This window comes from Sporosarcina pasteurii, from assembly GCF_041295575.1.
Classification (GTDB): domain Bacteria; phylum Bacillota; class Bacilli; order Bacillales_A; family Planococcaceae; genus Sporosarcina; species Sporosarcina pasteurii.
On sequence record NZ_CP160452.1, the window covers coordinates 2,510,646 to 2,529,560 of the forward strand.

The 18,915-nt window shown below is 39.5% G+C and carries 18 protein-coding genes, 9 tRNA genes and 1 riboswitch; of the genes, 6 read left to right on the forward strand and 21 right to left on the reverse strand.

Annotated elements, in window-relative coordinates:
* Positions 1–86 precede the first annotated feature (86 nt).
* The gene (locus tag AB1H92_RS11935) at positions 87–599 is read left to right on the forward strand and encodes a gamma carbonic anhydrase family protein (RefSeq protein WP_115362601.1); all 513 of its coding nucleotides are present in this window, start codon (positions 87–89) and stop codon (positions 597–599) included.
* A gap of 110 nt (positions 600–709) precedes the next feature.
* Here the strand turns inward: AB1H92_RS11935 and metK are convergent, their stop codons facing one another.
* On the reverse strand, positions 710–1,906 hold the full coding sequence (gene metK, locus AB1H92_RS11940; RefSeq protein ID WP_115362603.1) for a methionine adenosyltransferase: 1,197 nt from the start codon (positions 1,904–1,906) through the stop codon (positions 710–712).
* A 331-nt stretch (positions 1,907–2,237) separates the two neighbouring features.
* Positions 2,238–2,358, reverse strand: a riboswitch (SAM riboswitch).
* Between the two features lie 461 nt (positions 2,359–2,819).
* On the opposite strand from metK, the gene pckA reads away from it, so the two are divergent.
* On the forward strand, positions 2,820–4,406 hold the full coding sequence (pckA, locus tag AB1H92_RS11945) for a phosphoenolpyruvate carboxykinase (ATP) (RefSeq protein WP_115362605.1): 1,587 nt from the start codon (positions 2,820–2,822) through the stop codon (positions 4,404–4,406).
* A gap of 52 nt (positions 4,407–4,458) precedes the next feature.
* On the opposite strand, the gene AB1H92_RS11950 is transcribed toward pckA, so the two are convergent.
* The 5 genes from AB1H92_RS11950 to AB1H92_RS11970 all read right to left on the reverse strand — a co-directional run bounded on the left by AB1H92_RS11950 (position 4,459) and on the right by AB1H92_RS11970 (position 6,838).
* Positions 4,459–5,262 carry a S9 family peptidase gene (locus tag AB1H92_RS11950; RefSeq protein WP_115362607.1) on the reverse strand — a complete coding sequence of 268 codons (804 nt, stop codon included), beginning with the start codon at positions 5,260–5,262 and terminating at the stop codon, positions 4,459–4,461.
* A complete protein-coding gene (locus AB1H92_RS11955) occupies positions 5,252–5,713 on the reverse strand; it encodes an NUDIX domain-containing protein (RefSeq protein ID WP_115362609.1) in 462 nt (153 codons plus the stop codon). The genes AB1H92_RS11950 and AB1H92_RS11955 overlap by 11 nt, the downstream gene beginning before the upstream one ends.
* 47 nt (positions 5,714–5,760) lie before the next feature.
* Entirely contained in the window at positions 5,761–6,069 is a 309-nt protein-coding gene (locus AB1H92_RS11960) for a transposase (RefSeq protein WP_243835684.1), read from the reverse strand.
* 76 nt (positions 6,070–6,145) lie between these two features.
* Positions 6,146–6,328, reverse strand: a complete 183-nt coding sequence (locus AB1H92_RS11965; protein WP_115362611.1) for a putative motility protein — start codon at positions 6,326–6,328, stop codon at positions 6,146–6,148.
* Positions 6,329–6,388: 60 nt separating this feature from the next.
* Positions 6,389–6,838: a Dps family protein gene (locus AB1H92_RS11970; protein ID WP_115362613.1), complete on the reverse strand. Its 450-nt coding sequence runs from the start codon at positions 6,836–6,838 to the stop codon at positions 6,389–6,391.
* 98 nt (positions 6,839–6,936) lie between these two features.
* Between AB1H92_RS11970 and yidD the strand changes: the two genes are divergently transcribed.
* Both yidD and AB1H92_RS11980 read left to right on the forward strand, forming a co-directional pair.
* Positions 6,937–7,170 (forward strand): membrane protein insertion efficiency factor YidD, encoded by a 234-nt coding sequence (gene yidD / locus AB1H92_RS11975; RefSeq protein ID WP_115362615.1) that lies wholly within the window; start codon positions 6,937–6,939, stop codon positions 7,168–7,170.
* A 142-nt stretch (positions 7,171–7,312) separates the two neighbouring features.
* Positions 7,313–8,257 carry a metal ABC transporter substrate-binding protein gene (locus AB1H92_RS11980; RefSeq protein WP_115362617.1) on the forward strand — a complete coding sequence of 315 codons (945 nt, stop codon included), beginning with the start codon at positions 7,313–7,315 and terminating at the stop codon, positions 8,255–8,257.
* Positions 8,258–8,289: 32 nt separating this feature from the next.
* Here the strand turns inward: AB1H92_RS11980 and menC are convergent, their stop codons facing one another.
* The 6 genes from menC to AB1H92_RS12010 all read right to left on the reverse strand — a co-directional run bounded on the left by menC (position 8,290) and on the right by AB1H92_RS12010 (position 15,703).
* Positions 8,290–9,402 (reverse strand): o-succinylbenzoate synthase, encoded by a 1,113-nt coding sequence (gene menC, locus AB1H92_RS11985; RefSeq protein WP_115362619.1) that lies wholly within the window; start codon positions 9,400–9,402, stop codon positions 8,290–8,292.
* Positions 9,384–10,829, reverse strand: a complete 1,446-nt coding sequence (locus AB1H92_RS11990; RefSeq protein ID WP_115362621.1) for an o-succinylbenzoate--CoA ligase — start codon at positions 10,827–10,829, stop codon at positions 9,384–9,386. The genes menC and AB1H92_RS11990 overlap by 19 nt, the downstream gene beginning before the upstream one ends.
* Before the next feature lie 129 nt (positions 10,830–10,958).
* Positions 10,959–11,777: a 1,4-dihydroxy-2-naphthoyl-CoA synthase gene (gene menB, locus AB1H92_RS11995; protein ID WP_075527151.1), complete on the reverse strand. Its 819-nt coding sequence runs from the start codon at positions 11,775–11,777 to the stop codon at positions 10,959–10,961.
* Positions 11,778–11,789: 12 nt separating this feature from the next.
* On the reverse strand, positions 11,790–12,620 hold the full coding sequence (menH, locus tag AB1H92_RS12000) for a 2-succinyl-6-hydroxy-2,4-cyclohexadiene-1-carboxylate synthase (protein ID WP_311157250.1): 831 nt from the start codon (positions 12,618–12,620) through the stop codon (positions 11,790–11,792).
* Entirely contained in the window at positions 12,613–14,325 is a 1,713-nt protein-coding gene (gene menD / locus AB1H92_RS12005; protein WP_115362622.1) for a 2-succinyl-5-enolpyruvyl-6-hydroxy-3-cyclohexene-1-carboxylic-acid synthase, read from the reverse strand. Before menD ends, menH begins: the two co-directional genes overlap by 8 nt.
* The gene (locus tag AB1H92_RS12010) at positions 14,315–15,703 is read right to left on the reverse strand and encodes an isochorismate synthase MenF (protein ID WP_115362624.1); all 1,389 of its coding nucleotides are present in this window, start codon (positions 15,701–15,703) and stop codon (positions 14,315–14,317) included. Before AB1H92_RS12010 ends, menD begins: the two co-directional genes overlap by 11 nt.
* Positions 15,704–15,860: 157 nt before the next feature.
* Here AB1H92_RS12010 and AB1H92_RS12015 point away from each other — a divergent pair, with 157 nt between their 5' ends.
* Together AB1H92_RS12015 and AB1H92_RS12020 are read left to right on the forward strand one after the other, a co-directional pair.
* Positions 15,861–16,781, forward strand: coding sequence for a 1,4-dihydroxy-2-naphthoate polyprenyltransferase (locus tag AB1H92_RS12015; RefSeq protein ID WP_115362626.1), 921 nt, complete (start codon positions 15,861–15,863; stop codon positions 16,779–16,781).
* 147 nt (positions 16,782–16,928) lie between these two features.
* Entirely contained in the window at positions 16,929–17,531 is a 603-nt protein-coding gene (locus tag AB1H92_RS12020; RefSeq protein ID WP_115362628.1) for a TraR/DksA C4-type zinc finger protein, read from the forward strand.
* Positions 17,532–17,902: 371 nt separating this feature from the next.
* Here AB1H92_RS12020 and AB1H92_RS12025 read toward each other — a convergent pair.
* The 9 genes from AB1H92_RS12025 to AB1H92_RS12065 all read right to left on the reverse strand — a co-directional run bounded on the left by AB1H92_RS12025 (position 17,903) and on the right by AB1H92_RS12065 (position 18,827).
* Positions 17,903–17,974 (reverse strand) — tRNA-Glu (locus tag AB1H92_RS12025).
* A 7-nt stretch (positions 17,975–17,981) separates the two neighbouring features.
* A tRNA-Ser gene (locus AB1H92_RS12030) sits at positions 17,982–18,072 on the reverse strand.
* Between the two features lie 7 nt (positions 18,073–18,079).
* A tRNA-Asn gene (locus tag AB1H92_RS12035) sits at positions 18,080–18,154 on the reverse strand.
* A gap of 1 nt (position 18,155) precedes the next feature.
* Positions 18,156–18,232, reverse strand: a tRNA-Ile gene (locus AB1H92_RS12040).
* A 5-nt stretch (positions 18,233–18,237) separates the two neighbouring features.
* A tRNA-Gly gene (locus tag AB1H92_RS12045) sits at positions 18,238–18,311 on the reverse strand.
* A gap of 6 nt (positions 18,312–18,317) precedes the next feature.
* A tRNA-Phe gene (locus AB1H92_RS12050) sits at positions 18,318–18,393 on the reverse strand.
* A gap of 13 nt (positions 18,394–18,406) precedes the next feature.
* Positions 18,407–18,482: transfer RNA gene (locus tag AB1H92_RS12055), tRNA-Asp, on the reverse strand.
* 3 nt (positions 18,483–18,485) lie between these two features.
* Positions 18,486–18,560: transfer RNA gene (locus AB1H92_RS12060), tRNA-Met, on the reverse strand.
* Between the two features lie 192 nt (positions 18,561–18,752).
* Positions 18,753–18,827: transfer RNA gene (locus AB1H92_RS12065), tRNA-Met, on the reverse strand.
* Between the last annotated feature and the right edge of the window lie 88 nt (positions 18,828–18,915).

The following is an 18,915-nucleotide window of genomic DNA, read 5'->3' on the forward strand; positions in this document are numbered from 1 at the left end:
CCTTCAAAATATAAAGTTTCTATATCGTTTATTATTTTATTTGTTAAGATTGATTATATACTATATAAGGAAGAGAGGAATAGTCAATGATTTATCCATACAAAGATAAAATGCCTCAAATCGATCCAACCGTATTTGTCGCAGACTATGCAACCATTACCGGGGATGTCACAATTGGTGCATATTCTTCCATTTGGTTTAACACTGTTATCCGCGGCGACGTTTCTCCAGTCATCATCGGTGAAAATGTAAGCGTTCAAGATTTAAGCTGTCTTCACCAAAGCCCAAACAAACCACTCATCATTGAAGATGACGCAATAATTGGGCACCAAGTTACGTTACATAGTTGTACGATTAAAAAAGGTGCGCTAATCGGCATGGGCGCAATTATATTAGACGGTGCAGAAATAGGAGAAGGCGCATTTATCGGCGCTGGCGCCCTAGTACCACCTGGGATGAAAATTCCGCCGCATACGCTTGCTCTAGGTTCCCCAGCAAAAGTTGTTCGGGAAGTAAATGACGCGGATCGTAAAGATATGGAAAGAATTGTTAGAGAGTATGCAGAAAAAGGACAGTATTATAAAAGCTTGCAGAAGTGATGGTAGAGTAAAATTTGGTTAGGGATTGCACTAGAAATGAACTTAAATCCACCAATCTTAAATTAAAAAAAGCGTCAGAAAGGGGTATTCCTTCTCTGACGCTTTTATTATTATTCGTTAATTAACTTCTTTAATTCTTCTGCTTTATCCGTTTGTTCCCAAGGCAATTCAACATCTGTACGTCCAAAGTGTCCGTAAGCTGCTGTCGCTTTGTAAATTGGGCGACGGAGGTCTAACATTTTAATAATGCCTGCTGGTCGAAGGTCGAATAGTTCACGGACGACTTCAACAAGTTTACTTTCCTCCACTTTACCTGTTCCGAATGTGTTAATCGCAATTGAAACAGGTTGTGCAACGCCGATTGCATAAGCAAGTTGCACTTCACAACTTTCTGCAAGACCGGCTGCTACAATGTTTTTCGCAACATATCGTGCTGCATAAGAAGCTGAACGGTCAACTTTCGTTGCGTCCTTTCCAGAGAATGCTCCGCCACCGTGACGTGCATATCCGCCGTATGTGTCGACGATAATTTTACGGCCAGTAAGTCCAGCATCCCCTTGTGGACCGCCAATTACGAAACGTCCTGTAGGATTAATGAAGAATTTCGTCTCTTCGTCAATTAATTCTGCAGGAACAACTGGTTCAATCACATATTGCTTAATATCTTCTTGGATTTGTTCCAGCGTAACATCAGGATCATGCTGTGTAGAAAGAACGATTGTATCAATACGAATCGGCTTGTCATTTTCATCATATTCCACTGTTACTTGTGTTTTACCATCTGGACGTAAGTATGCAAGTTGTCCATTTTTACGAACTGACGCTAATTGATGTGAAAGCTTATGTGACATACTAATTGGAAGTGGCATCAGTTCCGGTGTTTCATTACATGCGTAACCGAACATTAACCCTTGGTCTCCTGCTCCAATCGCTTCAATATCTTCATCAGACATTGACCCATCACGTGCTTCAAGTGCATTGTCTACCCCTGCAGCTATATCTGCTGATTGCTCATCAATTGCCGTTAACACAGCAGACGTTTCCCAGTCAAAACCATATTTTGCTTTCGTATAACCGATTTCTTTTACAGTTTCACGAACAACTTTTGGAATGTCTACATATGTTGTTGTTGTAATTTCACCCGCTACAAGTACGAGTCCTGTCGTAATTGTCGTTTCGCATGCAACACGTGCATTTGGATCTTTTTCTAAAATGGCATCTAAAATGGCATCCGATATTTGGTCGCACATTTTATCTGGATGACCTTCTGTTACAGATTCTGAAGTAAACAGTCGGCGATTTGTCATTGTATTTCCTCCTATATCCTACGAGATTGATACGGTACTCATTTTCCCATGTTAAGCCCCAAAGTATAATTAGGGGAATGGTTTTGCATAGTCCATCCAAGAGCTTTATACACGAGGATAAAGGGTAATTGTATATCAATTGCATCGGCCAATACTTTTGCCGAAAGCTTCACTTAGTCAGTAACAGATTCGCTCATTTAAAAATAAATTTTATTACACTCTTCCGGCCATGTGAATGTACAATGGCTAGATTTTCACTGACAAAAGTTTAAAAAAGCCTTTCACTCACGTCTATACATGAGGAAAGGCATGATTTCATAAGTACCCTTCACTCTTATCATCCAAGGATTTTCACCTTGCATCAGGTTTAGCACCTTTGCAAAATCTTTTTTAAGTATTTGCAGGTTGCCGGGTTTCACAGGGACTGCCCCTCCACCAGCTCGGGATAAGAGTATCCGTTCAATGATATATTGTACGAAAATTGATGTATGAAGTCAAATATTGTTGGCTATTTGATTGTGTTATCCTCATCTAATTTAATGATTAAGTTTCTCTCAATAAATTAGAATTAAAATTTTTTCAATAAATAGTACCGTGTTGCATCTGTTGTTCGTGCGTCCTCGTAAGTCGTTCTTCGTGAGGGCTCTTCCTGTGGGCTCACGCCTGCTCTAGAGAAATAATTTAGCCAGAAAAACGTTCGCCCAGAACGGAAATTAACCTTGTCCAAATTCCTATATTAATTTATTAAGAGGATACGTTATTCATTAACAAAACAAAATTTCTGAAAAGAGTAGAATAATAGTTGACTTTTAAATAGTATAGTATATTATTTTAATTGTGTTATACTAATTAGTGAGATAAAAGATAAATTGCCCAATGACTTGGGACTATATGAAAAGGACGGTACTCAATAATGATTTCAGCGAAAACTAGTGATTCACTTAATGAACTTCTATCTGGTGAAAATATTAACTTTCAACTTTCTGTGCCACAATTAGTTGAAAAGGCAACAACACGTGGAGAGGCGATTTTAACTGCGGATGGTGCAGTTAGCGCACAAACAGGTAAATATACAGGACGTTCTCCAAAAGATAGATACATCGTTGAAGAAGCGTCTTCTAAAGAGAAGATTGATTGGGGTACTGTCAACCGTCCGATCTCTTCTGAAATTTTCGATTCACTTTATACCAAAGTAGTGAACTACCTAAAAGAAAAAGATGAAGTTTTTGTATTTAAAGGATTTGCAGGCGCTGACCAAGCATCACGGTTATCAATTCAAGTCGTCAATGAATATGCATGGCACAACCTATTTGTCCATCAGTTATTTATTCGCCCTACTGAGGAAGAACTTGCAGAGCACCACGCACAATTTACAATTGTATCTGCTCCTACATTTAAAGCAGACCCAGCAATTGATGGAACAGATTCCGAAACATTCATTATCGTCAACCTAGAAAAACGCATTGTACTTATTGGTGGAACTGAATATGCAGGTGAAATGAAGAAATCAATCTTCTCCGTCATGAACTACTTGCTACCTGAAAAAGGAATCATGCCAATGCACTGTTCTGCAAACGTCAGTGACGACGGTGATGTTGCTTTATTCTTCGGGCTTTCTGGAACAGGAAAGACAACGCTTTCTGCAGATGCAGATCGTAAGTTAGTCGGCGATGATGAGCATGGCTGGTCCGATAACGGTGTCTTCAATATCGAAGGCGGATGCTACGCAAAATGTATCAATCTATCTGAAGAAAAAGAGCCTGAAATTTTTGGAGCAATTCGTTTCGGTTCTGTATTAGAAAACGTCGTTGTTGATGAAACAACACGTATTCCAGATTATGATGACGGTTCATTAACTGAAAACACACGCGCTGCTTATCCGATTCATAATATCGATAATATTGTAACGCCATCGGTTGCGGGTCATCCAAATACGATTGTATTCTTAACGGCAGATGCGTTCGGTGTATTACCACCAATTTCAAAATTAACGAAAGAACAAGCGATGTACCATTTTTTAAGCGGTTTCACATCAAAGCTAGCAGGTACTGAGCGTGGAATCACTTCACCAGAAGCAACGTTTTCAACATGCTTCGGGTCACCATTCTTACCACTTCATGCAACTGTTTATGCAGAAATGCTTGGAAATAAAATCGATGAGCACGGCGCACAAGTTTTCCTCGTTAATACAGGATGGACTGGTGGAGAATATGGCGTTGGAAGCCGTATGGAATTAAAATACACTCGTGCAATGGTACGTGCTGCACTTGCTGGAAAATTAGACAATGTTGAAACTGAAACAAATGAAATATTCGGTCTGCAAATGCCAACAGCAATTGAAGGTGTTCCAACTGAAGTTCTAAACCCGCGTAATGCATGGGCAGATAAAGATGCTTATGATCAAAAAGCGAAAGAACTTGCTCAATTATTCCATGAAAACTTCAAAAAGTTCGGAACAGTATCTGAGGATATTGTAACAAAAGGCGGACCCATTGCATAATGAAACTTTTAAAGCCCACAGTCATCTCTGACTAGTGGGCTTTTGCTTTTAGTTACACTTCCTCTGAATAATCTTGTCTTCTCATCCAATCGCATAAATCTTTCACGATTTTTGTATTTTGAACGGGTGGGATATGGTGTGTGAATTCGGGGAAATACCATGTTTCATATTGTTTATTATTTTCATGTAAAGCATTTTCAAGAATTTTTGCCTGCTCAATCGAAACATGTGCATCGAGCATGCCATGAATAATGAGTACGGGGGCTTCCAGTTCATTCAATCGATCTAGCACATTGCGTTCACGATAGGCATCTGCTTGGTTATTTGGTGTACCACCGATAACTCTCTTCATCATTCTACGCATATCTTTACGTTCTTTATATGTAAACACAATATCGGAAACGCCTGCCCATGTAACAACAGAAGTAATGTCATCGCGTAAAACCGCTGTCCATAGCGCCATAATCCCGCCGCGTGAAAATGCGAAAAGATGAATACGATTACGTCTTACCTTAGGATTTTGTTTTAATATATCTACAGCATTCACCGCATCTAACCGATCATCTCCAGCAAATTCGTCTCGTCCTTCCCCGCCCCGATTGCCGCGATAATAAGGGGCAAATACGACAAATCCATTTGAAGCTAAAAGTGCCATTCTAGAAGGTCTTACCATACCAACATGTTGGATACCACCGCGTAAATAAACGATGCCTTCATATCTTCCTTCTTTAATGGGCTCCGCCATTAAACCTTTCACTTTTAAACCGTCAGACCAATATGTAATTTCTTGTAATCTGACATTCGGATTTGGTGACGGATAGACTCGGACCTTTTCAATTGTTGCATTATCTTTCATTTGTCTCCACCCATCTCCGTAATTCAGTCATTCCTGTATCCTTCATATGAAAACTTAATGTTTTACATGCATCAAGCTCTTCATCCGTCATCCAAATAGCTCCTTCAGTTTCATGCAAAGTTGGATTTTCTTCAATCTCGTTAATTACGCCAGTAAAAACAGCTTTACAAAATGTGATATTACTTCGGACAAGGTATTCCGCAAATTGATGAACATTAGATATCGTTACACCCGTTTCTTCAAATGTTTCGCGAATGGCAGCAGCTTCAAGCGATTCCCCTAGTTCTGCTTTGCCACCTGGAAATTCAATTCCACGTGTACGATGTTTTGTTAACAACCATTTTTCTCCATGTTTTAATACGACAAGGACATGTCTTGCTGGTACTTCGAAACAATTCTTTCCAAATGACAACTCAACATGTCCACCTTGACTATCATGAAAAACAAGCATTCCATCACGTCCTTCTCTACTGAGTGTATCGAAGGTCGTTTCTTCATTCAACGAAAATATGGTAATTGCTCAATAAAGCGTTTCGTTGGTTTATCGGAAAATTCATGGATAATCGCATACACTTTCTTTGTTCGCAAATCAATATCGTGATTATCGCTGTCATAATGATACGGAACATAAGGTAAATGTGAGCGTAAAAAGTTTCTACGTTCAAGCCTATTCACTTGTTCAAATAAACGACGGAAAATTGGTACAAATTCTGGTTCGACCGCAATTTCGAATTCCCACGGCGCATCGTCTGGATAATGATATACACGTTGATCCGTGACGGATATATACAGCTTTCGTTTCGGCATCGTCTTCATCCTTTTTATTTTAGACTGTCCGTAAAAAATAAAAACATGCATGTCATTTAGACACGCATGTTTTTATTCAAACTTTTACATCGATTGCAGCACCTTTATGAGGATGGGCAATACTCGCATCTTTTGGTAGGCTTGCTAACATTTCAGCGGCTGCAGAAGTGTTCAGTTGTAGTGATTGATTCAAAACGCTCATTTGGACAGTCGATTGCAAACTTCTCAATTGACTGGCCATGATGGAACTTAACTCCATTAACCCATACCTCCCTTCCTACATACTAGCGACATTTTAAAATTTTTTTGAAGGGGAAACTTAACGATTGTCTTCTCCTAGGAAGGCATTGAGCATCCACTGGTGCTTTTCAATACTTTGATATGTCGCGTTTAGTAAATCCTCAGTCATATCGTCACCTGCGTCAGCAGCTAAATCCATACCTTTCTTTAATGAATTCATAATCTCGCCAAAGTCATTTGCAATTGTTCTTACCATTTCATCTGCATTTTCATTGCCAGTAGCTTCTTTTACAACGGATTGTTCTAGATGTTCCTTAAGTGTTGCAACTGGATTACCACCTAATGTTAAAATTCTTTCAGCAATTTCATCCATATGTGCAGTTGCTTCATTATAAAGTTCTTCAAACTTCTCATGCAAAGTGAAAAATTGGTGTCCTTTTACGTACCAGTGGTAATTATGCAGTTTCGTATACATAACTGACCATGTAGATACTTGTGTATTCATTTCAGCAATTAAATCTTTTGACATCAAAACCAACCCTTTCATCAGTTCTAATTCGTCCCACTGTTAATTTACCACAACTAGACATACAATAAACATATATGTAGCAATTAGGAGATTCTGTTATGAAAAAAATATTACTTTCTATCATTAAATTTTATCAAAAAGCGATTTCACCATTAACGCCCCCAACCTGTCGTTTCCATCCAACTTGTTCACAATATGGATTCGAGGCCATTGAAACACATGGTGCATTAAAAGGCTCCTGGCTTGCAGCGCGCCGTATTTCAAAATGCCATCCTTTTCACGAAGGTGGCTATGATCCCGTTCCGGACAAAAACTCAAAGGATAAACTTTAAAGTTCAGCATGTTTGCTGAGCTTTTTTATTTCAACAAAAATTTACTCCATTTTAGTTGCCAAATACTATTGTTTCTTGTATGATAAAAAAGTTAAAACTCTAAATCGTAATCATTACTATTTAAAAAAGACGGAGGAATTTTATGTACAAGAAAACACTCTTCATCGTTTCCTTATTATTTGTTTTTGTAATAGCTGGTTGTACAAATAATAAAAAAATTGAAGATCACGACACAGTACAAATTTACACAACTGTTTATCCACTACAATATTTTGCTGAAAGAATTGGTGGAGATGCCGTTACTGTTAAAACGATATATCCACCTGGTTCTGACGAGCATACATTTGATCCAACTCAAAAAGATATGATCGCTTTGGCAGATGCTGATTTGTTTTTCTATATCGGGTTAGGTCTTGAAGGTTTTGTAGAAAATGCCGAAAAAACATTAAAAAATGAGCATGTCAAAATGGTAGCCACCGCTGATTCAATTACGGAAGACATGTTAGGTGATACTCATGACCATGATGACGAGCACGGGGATAATCACCATGATCACGGCGAGTTTGATCCACATGTTTGGATTTCGCCTGTATTAAGCGATGCGCTTGCATTTTCCGTAAAAGAAGCGTTAGTGGAAGTTTCACCAGAAAACAAAGAACAATTCGAAGAAAACTTTGAATCGTTGCGCGATGATTTGTTAAAACTCGATCGAGAATTTATTCAAATGACTTCCGAAGTACCGACGAAGACGTTCTTCGTTTCTCATGCAGCTTTTGGTTATATTGCAGATACATACGGACTTGAACAAGTCGCTGTCGCAGGTTTAAACTCACAAAGTGAACCTTCCCAAAAGCAGCTCGCACAATTAGTTGAATATGCGAAAGAACAAAATATCCAATACGTCTTATTTGAACAAAATGTCTCTTCTAAATTAACAGACGTCATTCGAAAAGAAATTGGTGCCGAATCACTCACTATGCATAACTTGGGTGTGTTAACGACGGAAGACATAAAAAATAGAGAAAATTATTTTACGTTAATGGAACGGAATATTGAAGTGTTAAGAAAAGCATTAGGCGGAGAGTAATGAAAGGCGGCCAAGTGAAAAGGCCGCCTTTTTTACGTTAAAACACGAAAATCTATCCGAAACTTTTTGATGTTCTTTGAATCAATGTCATAACCAATACCTGGCTTTTCCGATAAGGTTATAGTGCCATTAATTACATCAATTGTTGGGTTGACAATGTCTTCATGCCAAAAATAATTAGACGCACTAAAATCACCAGGTAACGTCATTTGGGAAAGTGAAGCAAGTGCTAAATTATGTGCTTTTGATATGCCTAGTTCAATCATCCCGCCAATCCATACTGGAATACGATGCTGAACAGCCAAGTCATGAATTTGAATTGCTTCACTTATCCCGCCGACACGCCCAGGTTTTAATACGATTATCTTGCCAGCTTTGGCCTCAATCATCCGTTCTACATCCGCCACAGAACGAATACTTTCATCCAAAGCAATTGGCGTTTTCATTCGTCTACTCGCTTGATGATGAAGTGCCCACTCATCCTCTCCAAAAGGTTGTTCAATTAAAGTTAATCCAACATGATCAAACGATTGTAAGGCGTTTAAGCCAAGTTTAGAAAATAACCCATTGGCATCTCCAAAAAATAAGATAGAAGGATAAAATCGAATCAAATTTTCAAGCGCTTTCGGATCTGTTGTCTCATCAATCTTCAATTTCACTCTTTTGTACCCTGTTTGCATGGCTCGCTCTACTTGCTCATACATGCTTTCATTAATTGCGCCAGTTAGTACAATACCAGCATCAATTTCCTTTCGCACGCCACCGATACCTTGCCATAACGGTACATTTTTTCTTTTGGAGAATAAATCCCAAGCTGCTAAATCAATGGCCGCTTTCGCCATACGATTCCCTTTTACATGTTTCATAAGATTTAGGAATGTAGATGGATGTGTCATTTGTTGATTTAGAATAGATGGAACGAGCCAATTTTCTAATGCATCCCAACAAGTTTGTACAGTCTCTTCCGTATACCAAGGTGAGGAAAAAGCTATGCATTCACCTAACCCAATTGAACCTGTTTCCTCAACCATTTCTAACACAATGCTTTCTCTTTCTTGTACACTTTGTAAATGTGTCAAAAATGAATTTTTCAAAGGAATCGATAGACGATGTAGACGGATTTCTTTTATTGTTGAGGCAACCATTGTTTTAACTCCCGTCTTAACAGTTTATTTGATGCATTACGAGGTAATGATTCTATAAAAATAATCTCGGATGGCACTTTGTATTTTGCAAGTTGTTCCTCACAATATTTCATGAGTTCCTCTGCCTCGATTTTTTCATATACGACAACAAAAGCAACTGGAGTTTGCCCCCATTTTGGATGTTCTTTTCCACAAACACCGACTTCTCGCACTTTTGGATGAGCGGCGAGTACGTTTTCAATTTCAGCTGGGTAAATATTTTCCCCGCCTGAAATGATTAAATCAGATCGTCTATCGACGATATATAAATATCCTTCTTCATCTAAATAACCGATATCACCAGTCGGAAGCCAGCCGTCTATAAGCGGACTATTTTCTTGAAACCTTCCAATATATCCTGGTGTTACATGAGGACCCCGAATGAATACTTCACCGTGCTCATTTGCCCTCGTAGCACCATTTATTTTAATTTGATTGAAGAAAAGAGGTTTTCCTGCTGATCCAATTTTACGTAAAGCATCATTTGCAGAAAGTGTTGCAGTTTGTGAACTTGTTTCTGTCATTCCATACGTTTGAAGGATTGGGATACGGCATGCATTCGCGCGCTTTAAATAATCAATCGGAATTGAACCGCCACCAGCAAGCATTGTTTTAAATGAGGCATGCGCCTTTTTTTCTTGTCGCTCAAGTTCTAGAAGTATTTGGTTTAACATAACCGAAACGACCGACATTCGTGTGATCGTTCCTTCATAGATTTCTCTCGCAATTTTTTTTGCGTCAAATTTCTCGTATAATCGAACTTCCATACCATATAAAACGGATCGAACTAATATCGAAAAACCACTAATGTGAAATAACGGCATTGTACAGAGCCAGACATCATTCTCTTCAAGTCCAAGATTTAAAACGGATGAAAGTGCACTTGATGTATGGTTATTTACCGTTTGGCGGACGCCCTTTGGAAATCCTGTTGTACCAGACGTATACATAATCGTAATCGTTCGATCGGGCGACCAGTTTTCCTCTATTTCAAATGGACTTTCTACACTTTGAGTAACTGTTGAAAATGATATTTTATCCATTTTATTACTTTTTACTTTCGCTTCAAACTCATCTGCAAATAGCACTGCTTTCACTTCAGCATCTTCTATTTGCCAAGCGATTTCTAGGTCTGTCAATCGGTTATTTAACATGACAATTTCAATTCCTGCAAGTAGACAAGCGTGAATTATAAAGATCATCTCAACATTCGATGCACCGAGCAAAGCAATTCGGTCACCGGACTGTAGTTGATTCGTTTTAAGCTGTCGTGCGTAGCGCGTGGACACTTGATGTAATTGTTTAAATGTCCAAGACTCTTTCTCATAAGAGAGCGCAATTTTATTTGGCGTTAAATAAACTCGCTGCATAAGCCAATTAGGTATCATAGTCAAATCACCTTTCATTGAAAGTATAGTTGACGGCAAAATTAATTTAAGTAAGCTATGTAAGACTCGCATTGCTACCTTAAGTTAGAAAAAGCTGCCCGACAAGCAGGCAGCTTTTATGATCATAAATTAAGGGAAGCGTGGGAATTGTCCAAAGTCCGGTTTACGTTTTTCTTTAAACGCATCTCGACCTTCTTTTGCTTCGTCTGTTGTGTAATAAAGTAATGTTGCATCTCCAGCCATTTGCTGTAAACCAGCTAGACCGTCTGTGTCAGCATTCATTGCTGCTTTGACAAAACGAAGGGCTGTTGGGCTCTTCTCGAGCATTTCTTCACACCATTGAACCGTTTCATCTTCTAGCTGCTCGTAAGGAACGACCGTGTTAACTAAGCCCATGTCAAGTGCTTCCTCAGCATTGTATTGACGGCATAAGTACCAAATTTCACGCGCTTTTTTATGGCCAATAATGCGCGCTAAATAGCCAGAGCCATAACCCGCATCAAATGAACCAACTTTAGGTCCCGTTTGACCAAATATCGCGTTATCTGCAGCAATCGTTAAGTCACAAACAACGTGAAGAACGTGTCCGCCACCAATTGCATAACCTGCAACCATCGCTACAACTGGCTTTGGAATCACACGGATTAAACGCTGTAAATCAAGTACGTTCAGACGTGGAATTTCGTCTTCTCCAACGTAACCACCATGACCACGAACTGATTGGTCACCGCCCGAACAAAATGCTTTTTCTCCTTCACCTGTTAGAACGATAACGCCGATACTGTCATCATCACGTGCACGTGAAAATGCATCGATCAATTCCATCACTGTTTTTGGACGAAATGCATTTCGAACTTCTGGACGGTTAATCGTAACTTTTGCAATACCATTGTATTTTTCATACTTAATATCTTCATATGTACGAATTGTTTCCCATTGACGCGTCAAATTAATTCCTCCCTAAATCTTCTGTTTTTTTACATGTTCCCCTACCATTGTAGCAAATAAAGTAGGTTTTTCCACATGAATTGCATGTCCAGCATTTTTTACTGTTCTATGAATCGCTTTTGGTATGAGCACATTCATTTCCCGGGCAATATTAACAAATTTATTGTCGATTTCCCCTGTAATAAGTAAGACTGGGAGACGTAACGTGCGAAGCTTTTCCCAAAAAGATGGTTGGTTTCCTGTACCTATTCCAATCAAACTATTAGATAGCCCCAACTCTCTTTGGGAAAGTCGCTCCATTCTCACTTTTTGTTGGCATTCTATCGACATTTGTTTTTGTGATTCAAACAATGGAATATTCTCCCAAAACGAAACAAATTGTTCTATGCCTTGTTTTTTTATTCGACGAGCAAGTTTTAAATCCGCCTCTCTTCTCGCTTGGCGTTCTTGCTCCGTTTTCAACCCAGGCGATGCGCTTTCGAGTATTAATGTATGGACATGTTCAGGATATTTTTCAGTATAAGCAAGCGCAATACGCCCTCCCATTGAATAACCAACAAGCGAAAAAGCCTTCAAATTTAATGTTGAAAATAATGCTGCTAAATCTTCCACTTGCTCTTCCATCGCGTACCGATTAGGTTCTGCTGGCGCATCAGTTTTACCATGCCCAGTCAAGTCAATAGCGATCATTTTAAAGCTGCCTTCAAGACTTTCCATCACTTCTATCCATGTCGAGGAAGTACCTGTGAAACCATGTAAAAAGATAATAATAGGTAAAGTGTCAGCACCTGTCATCTTTACATGCATTTGTTGTCCACGAACCATTATATTTTGTTCAATCACCGTTTTCCAACCTTTTCACCATTTTATTCCACAACTCACGATGTGCTTCCACGTTTTCTTGGCGATTTGTAAAGACTTCAATAATACGAAGCGGCTTTTCTTTTTTTCTTACCAATTCATCTTTAAACGCTTCTACTGTTGAGATAGATTTATACTGCGCTCCGTACATTGCGGCAATATGCTCAAATGTTAATCCAGTCGGTGTCCCGAAAAGATCTTCGAAATGAGATTCTACTGCAGCCTGCGGTAGAAATGAAAATATCCCACCTCCATCGTTATTCATGATGACAATCGTTAAATCAGTCTCATGGAATCTTGACGCAATTAATCCGTTTACGTCATGTAAGAAGGATAAGTCGCCAATTAATAACCAAGCCGGGCGCTGACGATTGGCTTGAATGCCGAGCGCCGTCGAAACAACGCCGTCTATCCCATTTGTTCCACGGTTAGCAAAGATTTGAATGTCTCGCTTTGTCTTTCTGAAAAATGTATCGACATCACGAATGGGCATACTGCTTCCACTAATTAAATCGACACTGTTCGGTAAATGTTCAAATAATACATGTGCGTATGTTCCTTCATCATTAGCAGTTGGCGCATATTCATCAAGCATGGACGATAGCAACTCATTTGCTTCAATCCATCGATTTGTATAAGTGTGTCGTTCTTTTTCTACATTCACTTGGAGTACAGCTTCTGTAGGCGATTGAATATGGTGGGTCACTACCCCCAAAGAGTCTCTGAACTGTGGATCCTCATCAACGACAAAATAATTAGCTGGACGATGATTTTTCAAATAAAGTGACAGCGGCTTAGAAACTGGCTGTGCTCCGAATCGTATGACTGTTTCAGGAAGTACAGATTGGCCAAATTGTTCACTTTTTAATAGCGCATCATATTGGTCGATACATAGATCGATACAATCTTCTGGAATTTCAGTCCGAAGATTAGACAACGGGTCACATAACACTGGCCAATTTAACGCCTTTGCAAAGGCCCAGAATGACGCTTTATCGAGATGCTCCGTTAACTCCCCGACAATAATAATCCCTTGTTCGGATGCCTCCAAAATCGTTTCAATTTGACGTGTAGAAGCTGAGTCTAATGTTGGTTTCGCCTTAAAATATTTTTTGAAGGACAATGTTGGTAGTTCCATATCCATATCGATAAGAAGCGGTTCCCTGAACGGTATATTTAAATGAATAGGTCCCATCGGTTCAGTTAACGCCACAGACACAGTGCGCTGTACATTCCGTTCAATATAATCATTGATGTCCGCATTATTTTCAGCTAAGGGAAAATCTACACTGAGTTTCACATGTTCCCCGTAAAGTCGTATTTGGTCGATTGCTTGTGGCGCTCCAACTTCCCTTAGTTCATGCGGACGATCCGCTGTAATCGCAATCAGTGGAATCCGCGCATAATGAGCCTCAGTAATCGCTGGAAAATAGTTAGATGCAGCTGTTCCAGACGTACAAAGAAGTACAACAGGCATCCTTGAGGCTTTCGCTAACCCAAGTGCAAAAAAGCCTGCTGAACGCTCATCAATTTGCGTATAGACATTAAATGATTTGGATAAAGCAAATGCATATGCAAGTGGCGTTGAACGTGAGCCGGGACTAATAACAACCGATTGAACACCGGCATTTTTTAATGCACTTGTGATGCGTCCTACATAATTTGTTAAAATGCTTTTATTTATCATATAATTTTCCTCCGAGTGCACGTAAAACTGGTCTGAATTTTATCCATGTTTCGTCATACTCTTTTTCAACTTCTGAATTTGCTACGATTCCGCCGCCTGCATATAAGTATGCTTGTTCTTCTTCTAATAAGGCCGAACGAATGGCAACCGCAAATTCTCCGTTTCCTTCTGTGTCAGTCCAACCAATTGGCGCGGCGTAATAGCCACGGTCCATCTGTTCTTCTTCTCTAATAATATCCATCGATTTATTAGTCGGAACTCCGCCCAGTGCTGGTGTCGGATGAAGTGCCTGAACAAACTCAAATATACTTTTCTCTTTATCTACTGATGCCTGCACAGGCGTAAATAGATGTTGAATATCTCGTATCTTCATGAGCTTTGGTTCTTGCGGTATTGAATTATTAGTACAGAACTCATTGAATACGGTTGAAATCATATCGACGACATACTGATGTTCATCTCTATTTTTACGATCAGTCAGCAATTCTTCCCCCAATAATCGATCTTCCTCTGCTGTTTCACCCCGTTTAATCGATCCGGCAACACAAGCTGAGTAAGCTTGTCCATCCTCAATTTCAATTAATCTCTCAGGTGTTGCACCAAAAAATAGTTGCTCCCCTTTTTGCAAACCAAAATGGTAACTTTCTTGTTGTTCATTGGCAATATGATGAAGTGCAGTAACGCTTGAAACCGGTTCTTTAAAGTTTAATTTCACAGAACGTGCAACGACTACTTTATCTGCCTCGCCTTTTTGAATTTGTGACGTTACATTTTGAACTGCTTGCTTATAGCGTTCTTTTTCTATCTCGTCTACAGATTCAACAGTTGGTTTTGAAGCAGGTACGAATCCATTAAGCTGAGCCTTATGTATAAGCTGATCTCGTTCTACTCGTAACTTTTCAAACTCTTCTGCTGCATGATAATTTGTTGTAACTAAATTTATTAAAATATATGTACGACCATTTTTTGTCATTAATTGAAATGACGGCAATACAAAATAAGCACTAGGAAACTTTGCCCATTCAGACTCTCGAGCATTTTTAGGATCAAATGAAAAGCCACCGAACAATACAGGTGCTTTATCCTTTTCTTCCTTAATCAGTCCATCGCATATTTCTCTCCATCGTTTTTTGATATCTGAAAACCGTTCTTCTACACAATTACTTTGTAAAACTTCGGCATGTCCCAAACCAACAATTGTCAAGGTTTGGTTTGCATTTTGCCAATAAAAATGTTCTTCCGAATAGCGCGTTTGACCCGCCTCTAAAAAAGCTAGCGGTGAAATACGCCCAACTTCAATTGTTTCCGTAAAAAAACGTAAATGAGTTTCCTCGGTTACTGGTTGTTCTAGCCAAGGAATCGTTATTTTCTGACTCATAAATTTTCCCTCCAAGGATTAGTTTCATCCTTCTTTCATAATGGCTCTCTTTCTATTCTACCATATCCACAACGAAAATAAGTGCTAGGCATGTTCATCACATCTTTTTTGAAGTATAATAAATATGATGCATTATATACTTAAGGAGAGAATTATCTTGCAGCAAACTATAAAAGCCGATGAAGGTTGGCGCATTTGGTGGCAACTAACACGTCCACATACATTGACAGCCGCTTTTGCCCCCGTGTTTCTTGGAACAATGATTGCGTTAACATACGGCAATGGCCCGCTACATATTCCGCTATTTTTAGCCCTGCTAATCGCAAGCATTTTAATTCAAATGGCAACGAATATGTTTAATGAATACTACGATTTTAAAAGAGGCCTGGATACTGAGGAATCCATTGGAATTGGTGGAGCCATTGTACGAAATGGTGTTAAACCGAAAACAGTCCTCAACCTTGCCTTCTTACTTTATGGCATTTCAGTTCTTATCGGAATATACATATGTATACAAACATCTTGGTTACTTGCAGTAGTCGGTATCGTCTCTATGCTTATTGGCTACTATTATACTGGAGGCCCTTATCCAATCGCGTATACGCCCTTTGGCGAGCTTGTATCGGGTGTTGTAATGGGCATGCTGTTAATTCTAATCGCCTTTTATATCCAAACAGGCACGGTGACAGGACATGCGATCCTATTATCAATACCGAGTATGCTTTTAGTCGCCGCAATCATGATGTCGAATAATATTCGTGATTTAGAAGGCGACAAAAGAAGCGGTAGAAAAACATTGGCCATTCTTGTAGGACGTGCCAATGCCATTACAATTTTAATGTTGTTTTTCCTAATTTCTTATGTCTGGATAATCGGCCTTGTCCTGTTTGGCCAATTAACATTTTGGGCTATACTCGTTTTACTGAGTGTTCGTAAACCTATCAAGGCAATTACAACATTTAGGAAGTACACACAACCACTACAAGTTATGCCTGCTATGAAAGAAACAGCCGTAACAAATACAGTATTCGGTTTATTACTCGGTATTGGCATTTTATTCGGTTATTTATTTTCATAACGAAAACCTGTTTAGAAGCTTCAGCCTCTAAACAGGTTTTCTTTTTTTAATCATGTTTAATATATCCCGAATAAAGGAAACTACACAATATAGTGAAACGAGCCCGATTGGACATACTACTTAAAAATACTAAAAGGTTGTGATGTAGTGTTAAACGATAAACAAAAACAACATTTAAAAACCGAGTTAGTGGAAATGAAAGAACAATCAATGAAGGTTGAAGAAACGACGAGTCAGAAAGAAAGCATTAAAGAAACGTCAGGTGAGCTTTCAATGTACGATAACCATCCTGCTGACATGGGGACAGCTCTATTCGACATAGAGAAAAATAGAGTGTTAAATGAACATGCAGAATCTGATATCCGTAAAATTGACATAGCTCTAAAAGCGATGGCTGATGGAAGTTACGGTAAGTGTGAAGTGTGTCAAAATGACATTCCCTACGAGCGACTGTTAACCGTTCCTTATACAACCTTCTGTATAGAACACGCCGAACTGGTCGAACAATCTGTAGAGGAAGACGTGACTTTAAATGAAATGGAAAATCCTTTTGAAAGTACTCAAGATCCAACAGCAATTGACTATGAAAACAGTTTTGACGAAGTGGCGGAATTCGGGACATCTGATAGTCCATCCGATTTTATAGATCCCAAAAATACAACATACACCGATGATGTGCAAGGCGAACCGCGTTTGATTGATCAAATGGTTGAAAAAAGTATCACGGATAATACAGACGACCAGGACTAACTGTTTCACAGATTAACGTATTTAACTTTAAATTACCTCCTTACGCTCTGGTATTGTAGTGATTTTATATACCTCAGCATAAGGGGGTTATAATTTTTTGGGCTAGCTATAAATGGCAACTCCTAAGAGATTATCGGTATAACTGAGACCTCCCGTAGGAAGAACTGTCACGAAGAACTTCTTTAGCGAGTCAACACGTGATTCGTTCAGCGCTATCCAAATACGATGTCTTAATCTGCCAAAGTCATGCACTGTGTATTTGAATTATTTTAAAAATGGCCGATAGATATCTTTACCAATGTCATTGGACAAGAAAAACATAAAAAAACTGTTAATTTCTTATTAGATTAATAAGAAATTAACAGTATGTATGACCCCTACGGGATTCGAACCCGTGTTACCGCCGTGAAAGGGCGGTGTCTTAACCGCTTGACCAAGGGGCCAAACTTATGGCGGAGAAGGAGGGATTCGAACCCTCGCACCGCTTACGCGATCTATGCCCTTAGCAGGGGCACCTCTTGAGCCACTTGAGTACTTCCCCGTATGAATGGCTCCGCAGGTAGGATTCGAACCTACGACCGATCGGTTAACAGCCGATTGCTCTACCACTGAGCTACTGCGGAATGGTGGGCCTAAGTGGACTCGAACCACCGACCTCACGCTTATCAGGCGTGCGCTCTAACCAGCTGAGCTATAGGCCCCAAATTGGAGCGGGTGAAGGGAATCGAACCCTCATCATCAGCTTGGAAGGCTGAGGTTTTGCCATTAAACTACACCCGCATATCATGGTGGCTTAGGACGGAATCGAACCGCCGACACAAGGATTTTCAGTCCTTTGCTCTACCGACTGAGCTACTAAGCCTTTATTATAAAAATGGCGGTCCCGACGGGAATCGAACCCGCGATCTCCTGCGTGACAGGCAGGCATGTTAACCGCTACACCACGGGACCATTTGGTTGCGGGGGAAGGATTTGAACCTACGACCTTCGGGTTATGAGCCCGACGAGCTACCACTGCTCCACCCCGCGATAATAATATGAATTAAATTTGATTGACTTACTACGCTTATGATATGTTTACACCTTTCGTGACTTTGTCACTGTCGGTGTTAATCGCATTCGTTGTGATGCGATTTGCTCCACCCCGCGATAATATTATGAAATGAATTAAATTAATTAAACTTCTACACTTCTAGTAAAAATTACAGAAATTGAAATATTTGGTTGCGGGGACAGGATTTGAACCTGTGACCTTCGGATTATGAGCCCGACGAGCTACCGCTGCTCCACCCCGCGATAATAATATGAATTAAATTTGATTGACTTACTACGCTTCTAGTGTGTTTATCTAATTAACATTCCTTTAGTTTCCATCCTTCAAAGA

What these genes read in the sequence shown, in the direction of transcription:
- menD (WP_115362622.1), bottom strand. Translation starts at nt 14,325, where the DNA reads ATGATAAATAAAAGCATTTTAACAAATTATGTAGGACGCATCACAAGT.
- AB1H92_RS12010 (WP_115362624.1), bottom strand. Translation starts at nt 15,703, where the DNA reads ATGAGTCAGAAAATAACGATTCCTTGGCTAGAACAACCAGTAACCGAG.
- AB1H92_RS11960 (WP_243835684.1), bottom strand. Translation starts at nt 6,069, where the DNA reads ATGCCGAAACGAAAGCTGTATATATCCGTCACGGATCAACGTGTATAT.
- AB1H92_RS11980 (WP_115362617.1), top strand. Translation starts at nt 7,313, where the DNA reads ATGTACAAGAAAACACTCTTCATCGTTTCCTTATTATTTGTTTTTGTA.
- metK (WP_115362603.1), bottom strand. Translation starts at nt 1,906, where the DNA reads ATGACAAATCGCCGACTGTTTACTTCAGAATCTGTAACAGAAGGTCAT.
- AB1H92_RS11955 (WP_115362609.1), bottom strand. Translation starts at nt 5,713, where the DNA reads ATGCTTGTTTTTCATGATAGTCAAGGTGGACATGTTGAGTTGTCATTT.
- AB1H92_RS11935 (WP_115362601.1), top strand. Translation starts at nt 87, where the DNA reads ATGATTTATCCATACAAAGATAAAATGCCTCAAATCGATCCAACCGTA.
- yidD (WP_115362615.1), top strand. Translation starts at nt 6,937, where the DNA reads ATGAAAAAAATATTACTTTCTATCATTAAATTTTATCAAAAAGCGATT.
- AB1H92_RS11990 (WP_115362621.1), bottom strand. Translation starts at nt 10,829, where the DNA reads ATGATACCTAATTGGCTTATGCAGCGAGTTTATTTAACGCCAAATAAA.
- menC (WP_115362619.1), bottom strand. Translation starts at nt 9,402, where the DNA reads ATGGTTGCCTCAACAATAAAAGAAATCCGTCTACATCGTCTATCGATT.
- pckA (WP_115362605.1), top strand. Translation starts at nt 2,820, where the DNA reads ATGATTTCAGCGAAAACTAGTGATTCACTTAATGAACTTCTATCTGGT.
- AB1H92_RS11970 (WP_115362613.1), bottom strand. Translation starts at nt 6,838, where the DNA reads ATGTCAAAAGATTTAATTGCTGAAATGAATACACAAGTATCTACATGG.
- AB1H92_RS11965 (WP_115362611.1), bottom strand. Translation starts at nt 6,328, where the DNA reads ATGGAGTTAAGTTCCATCATGGCCAGTCAATTGAGAAGTTTGCAATCG.
- AB1H92_RS11950 (WP_115362607.1), bottom strand. Translation starts at nt 5,262, where the DNA reads ATGAAAGATAATGCAACAATTGAAAAGGTCCGAGTCTATCCGTCACCA.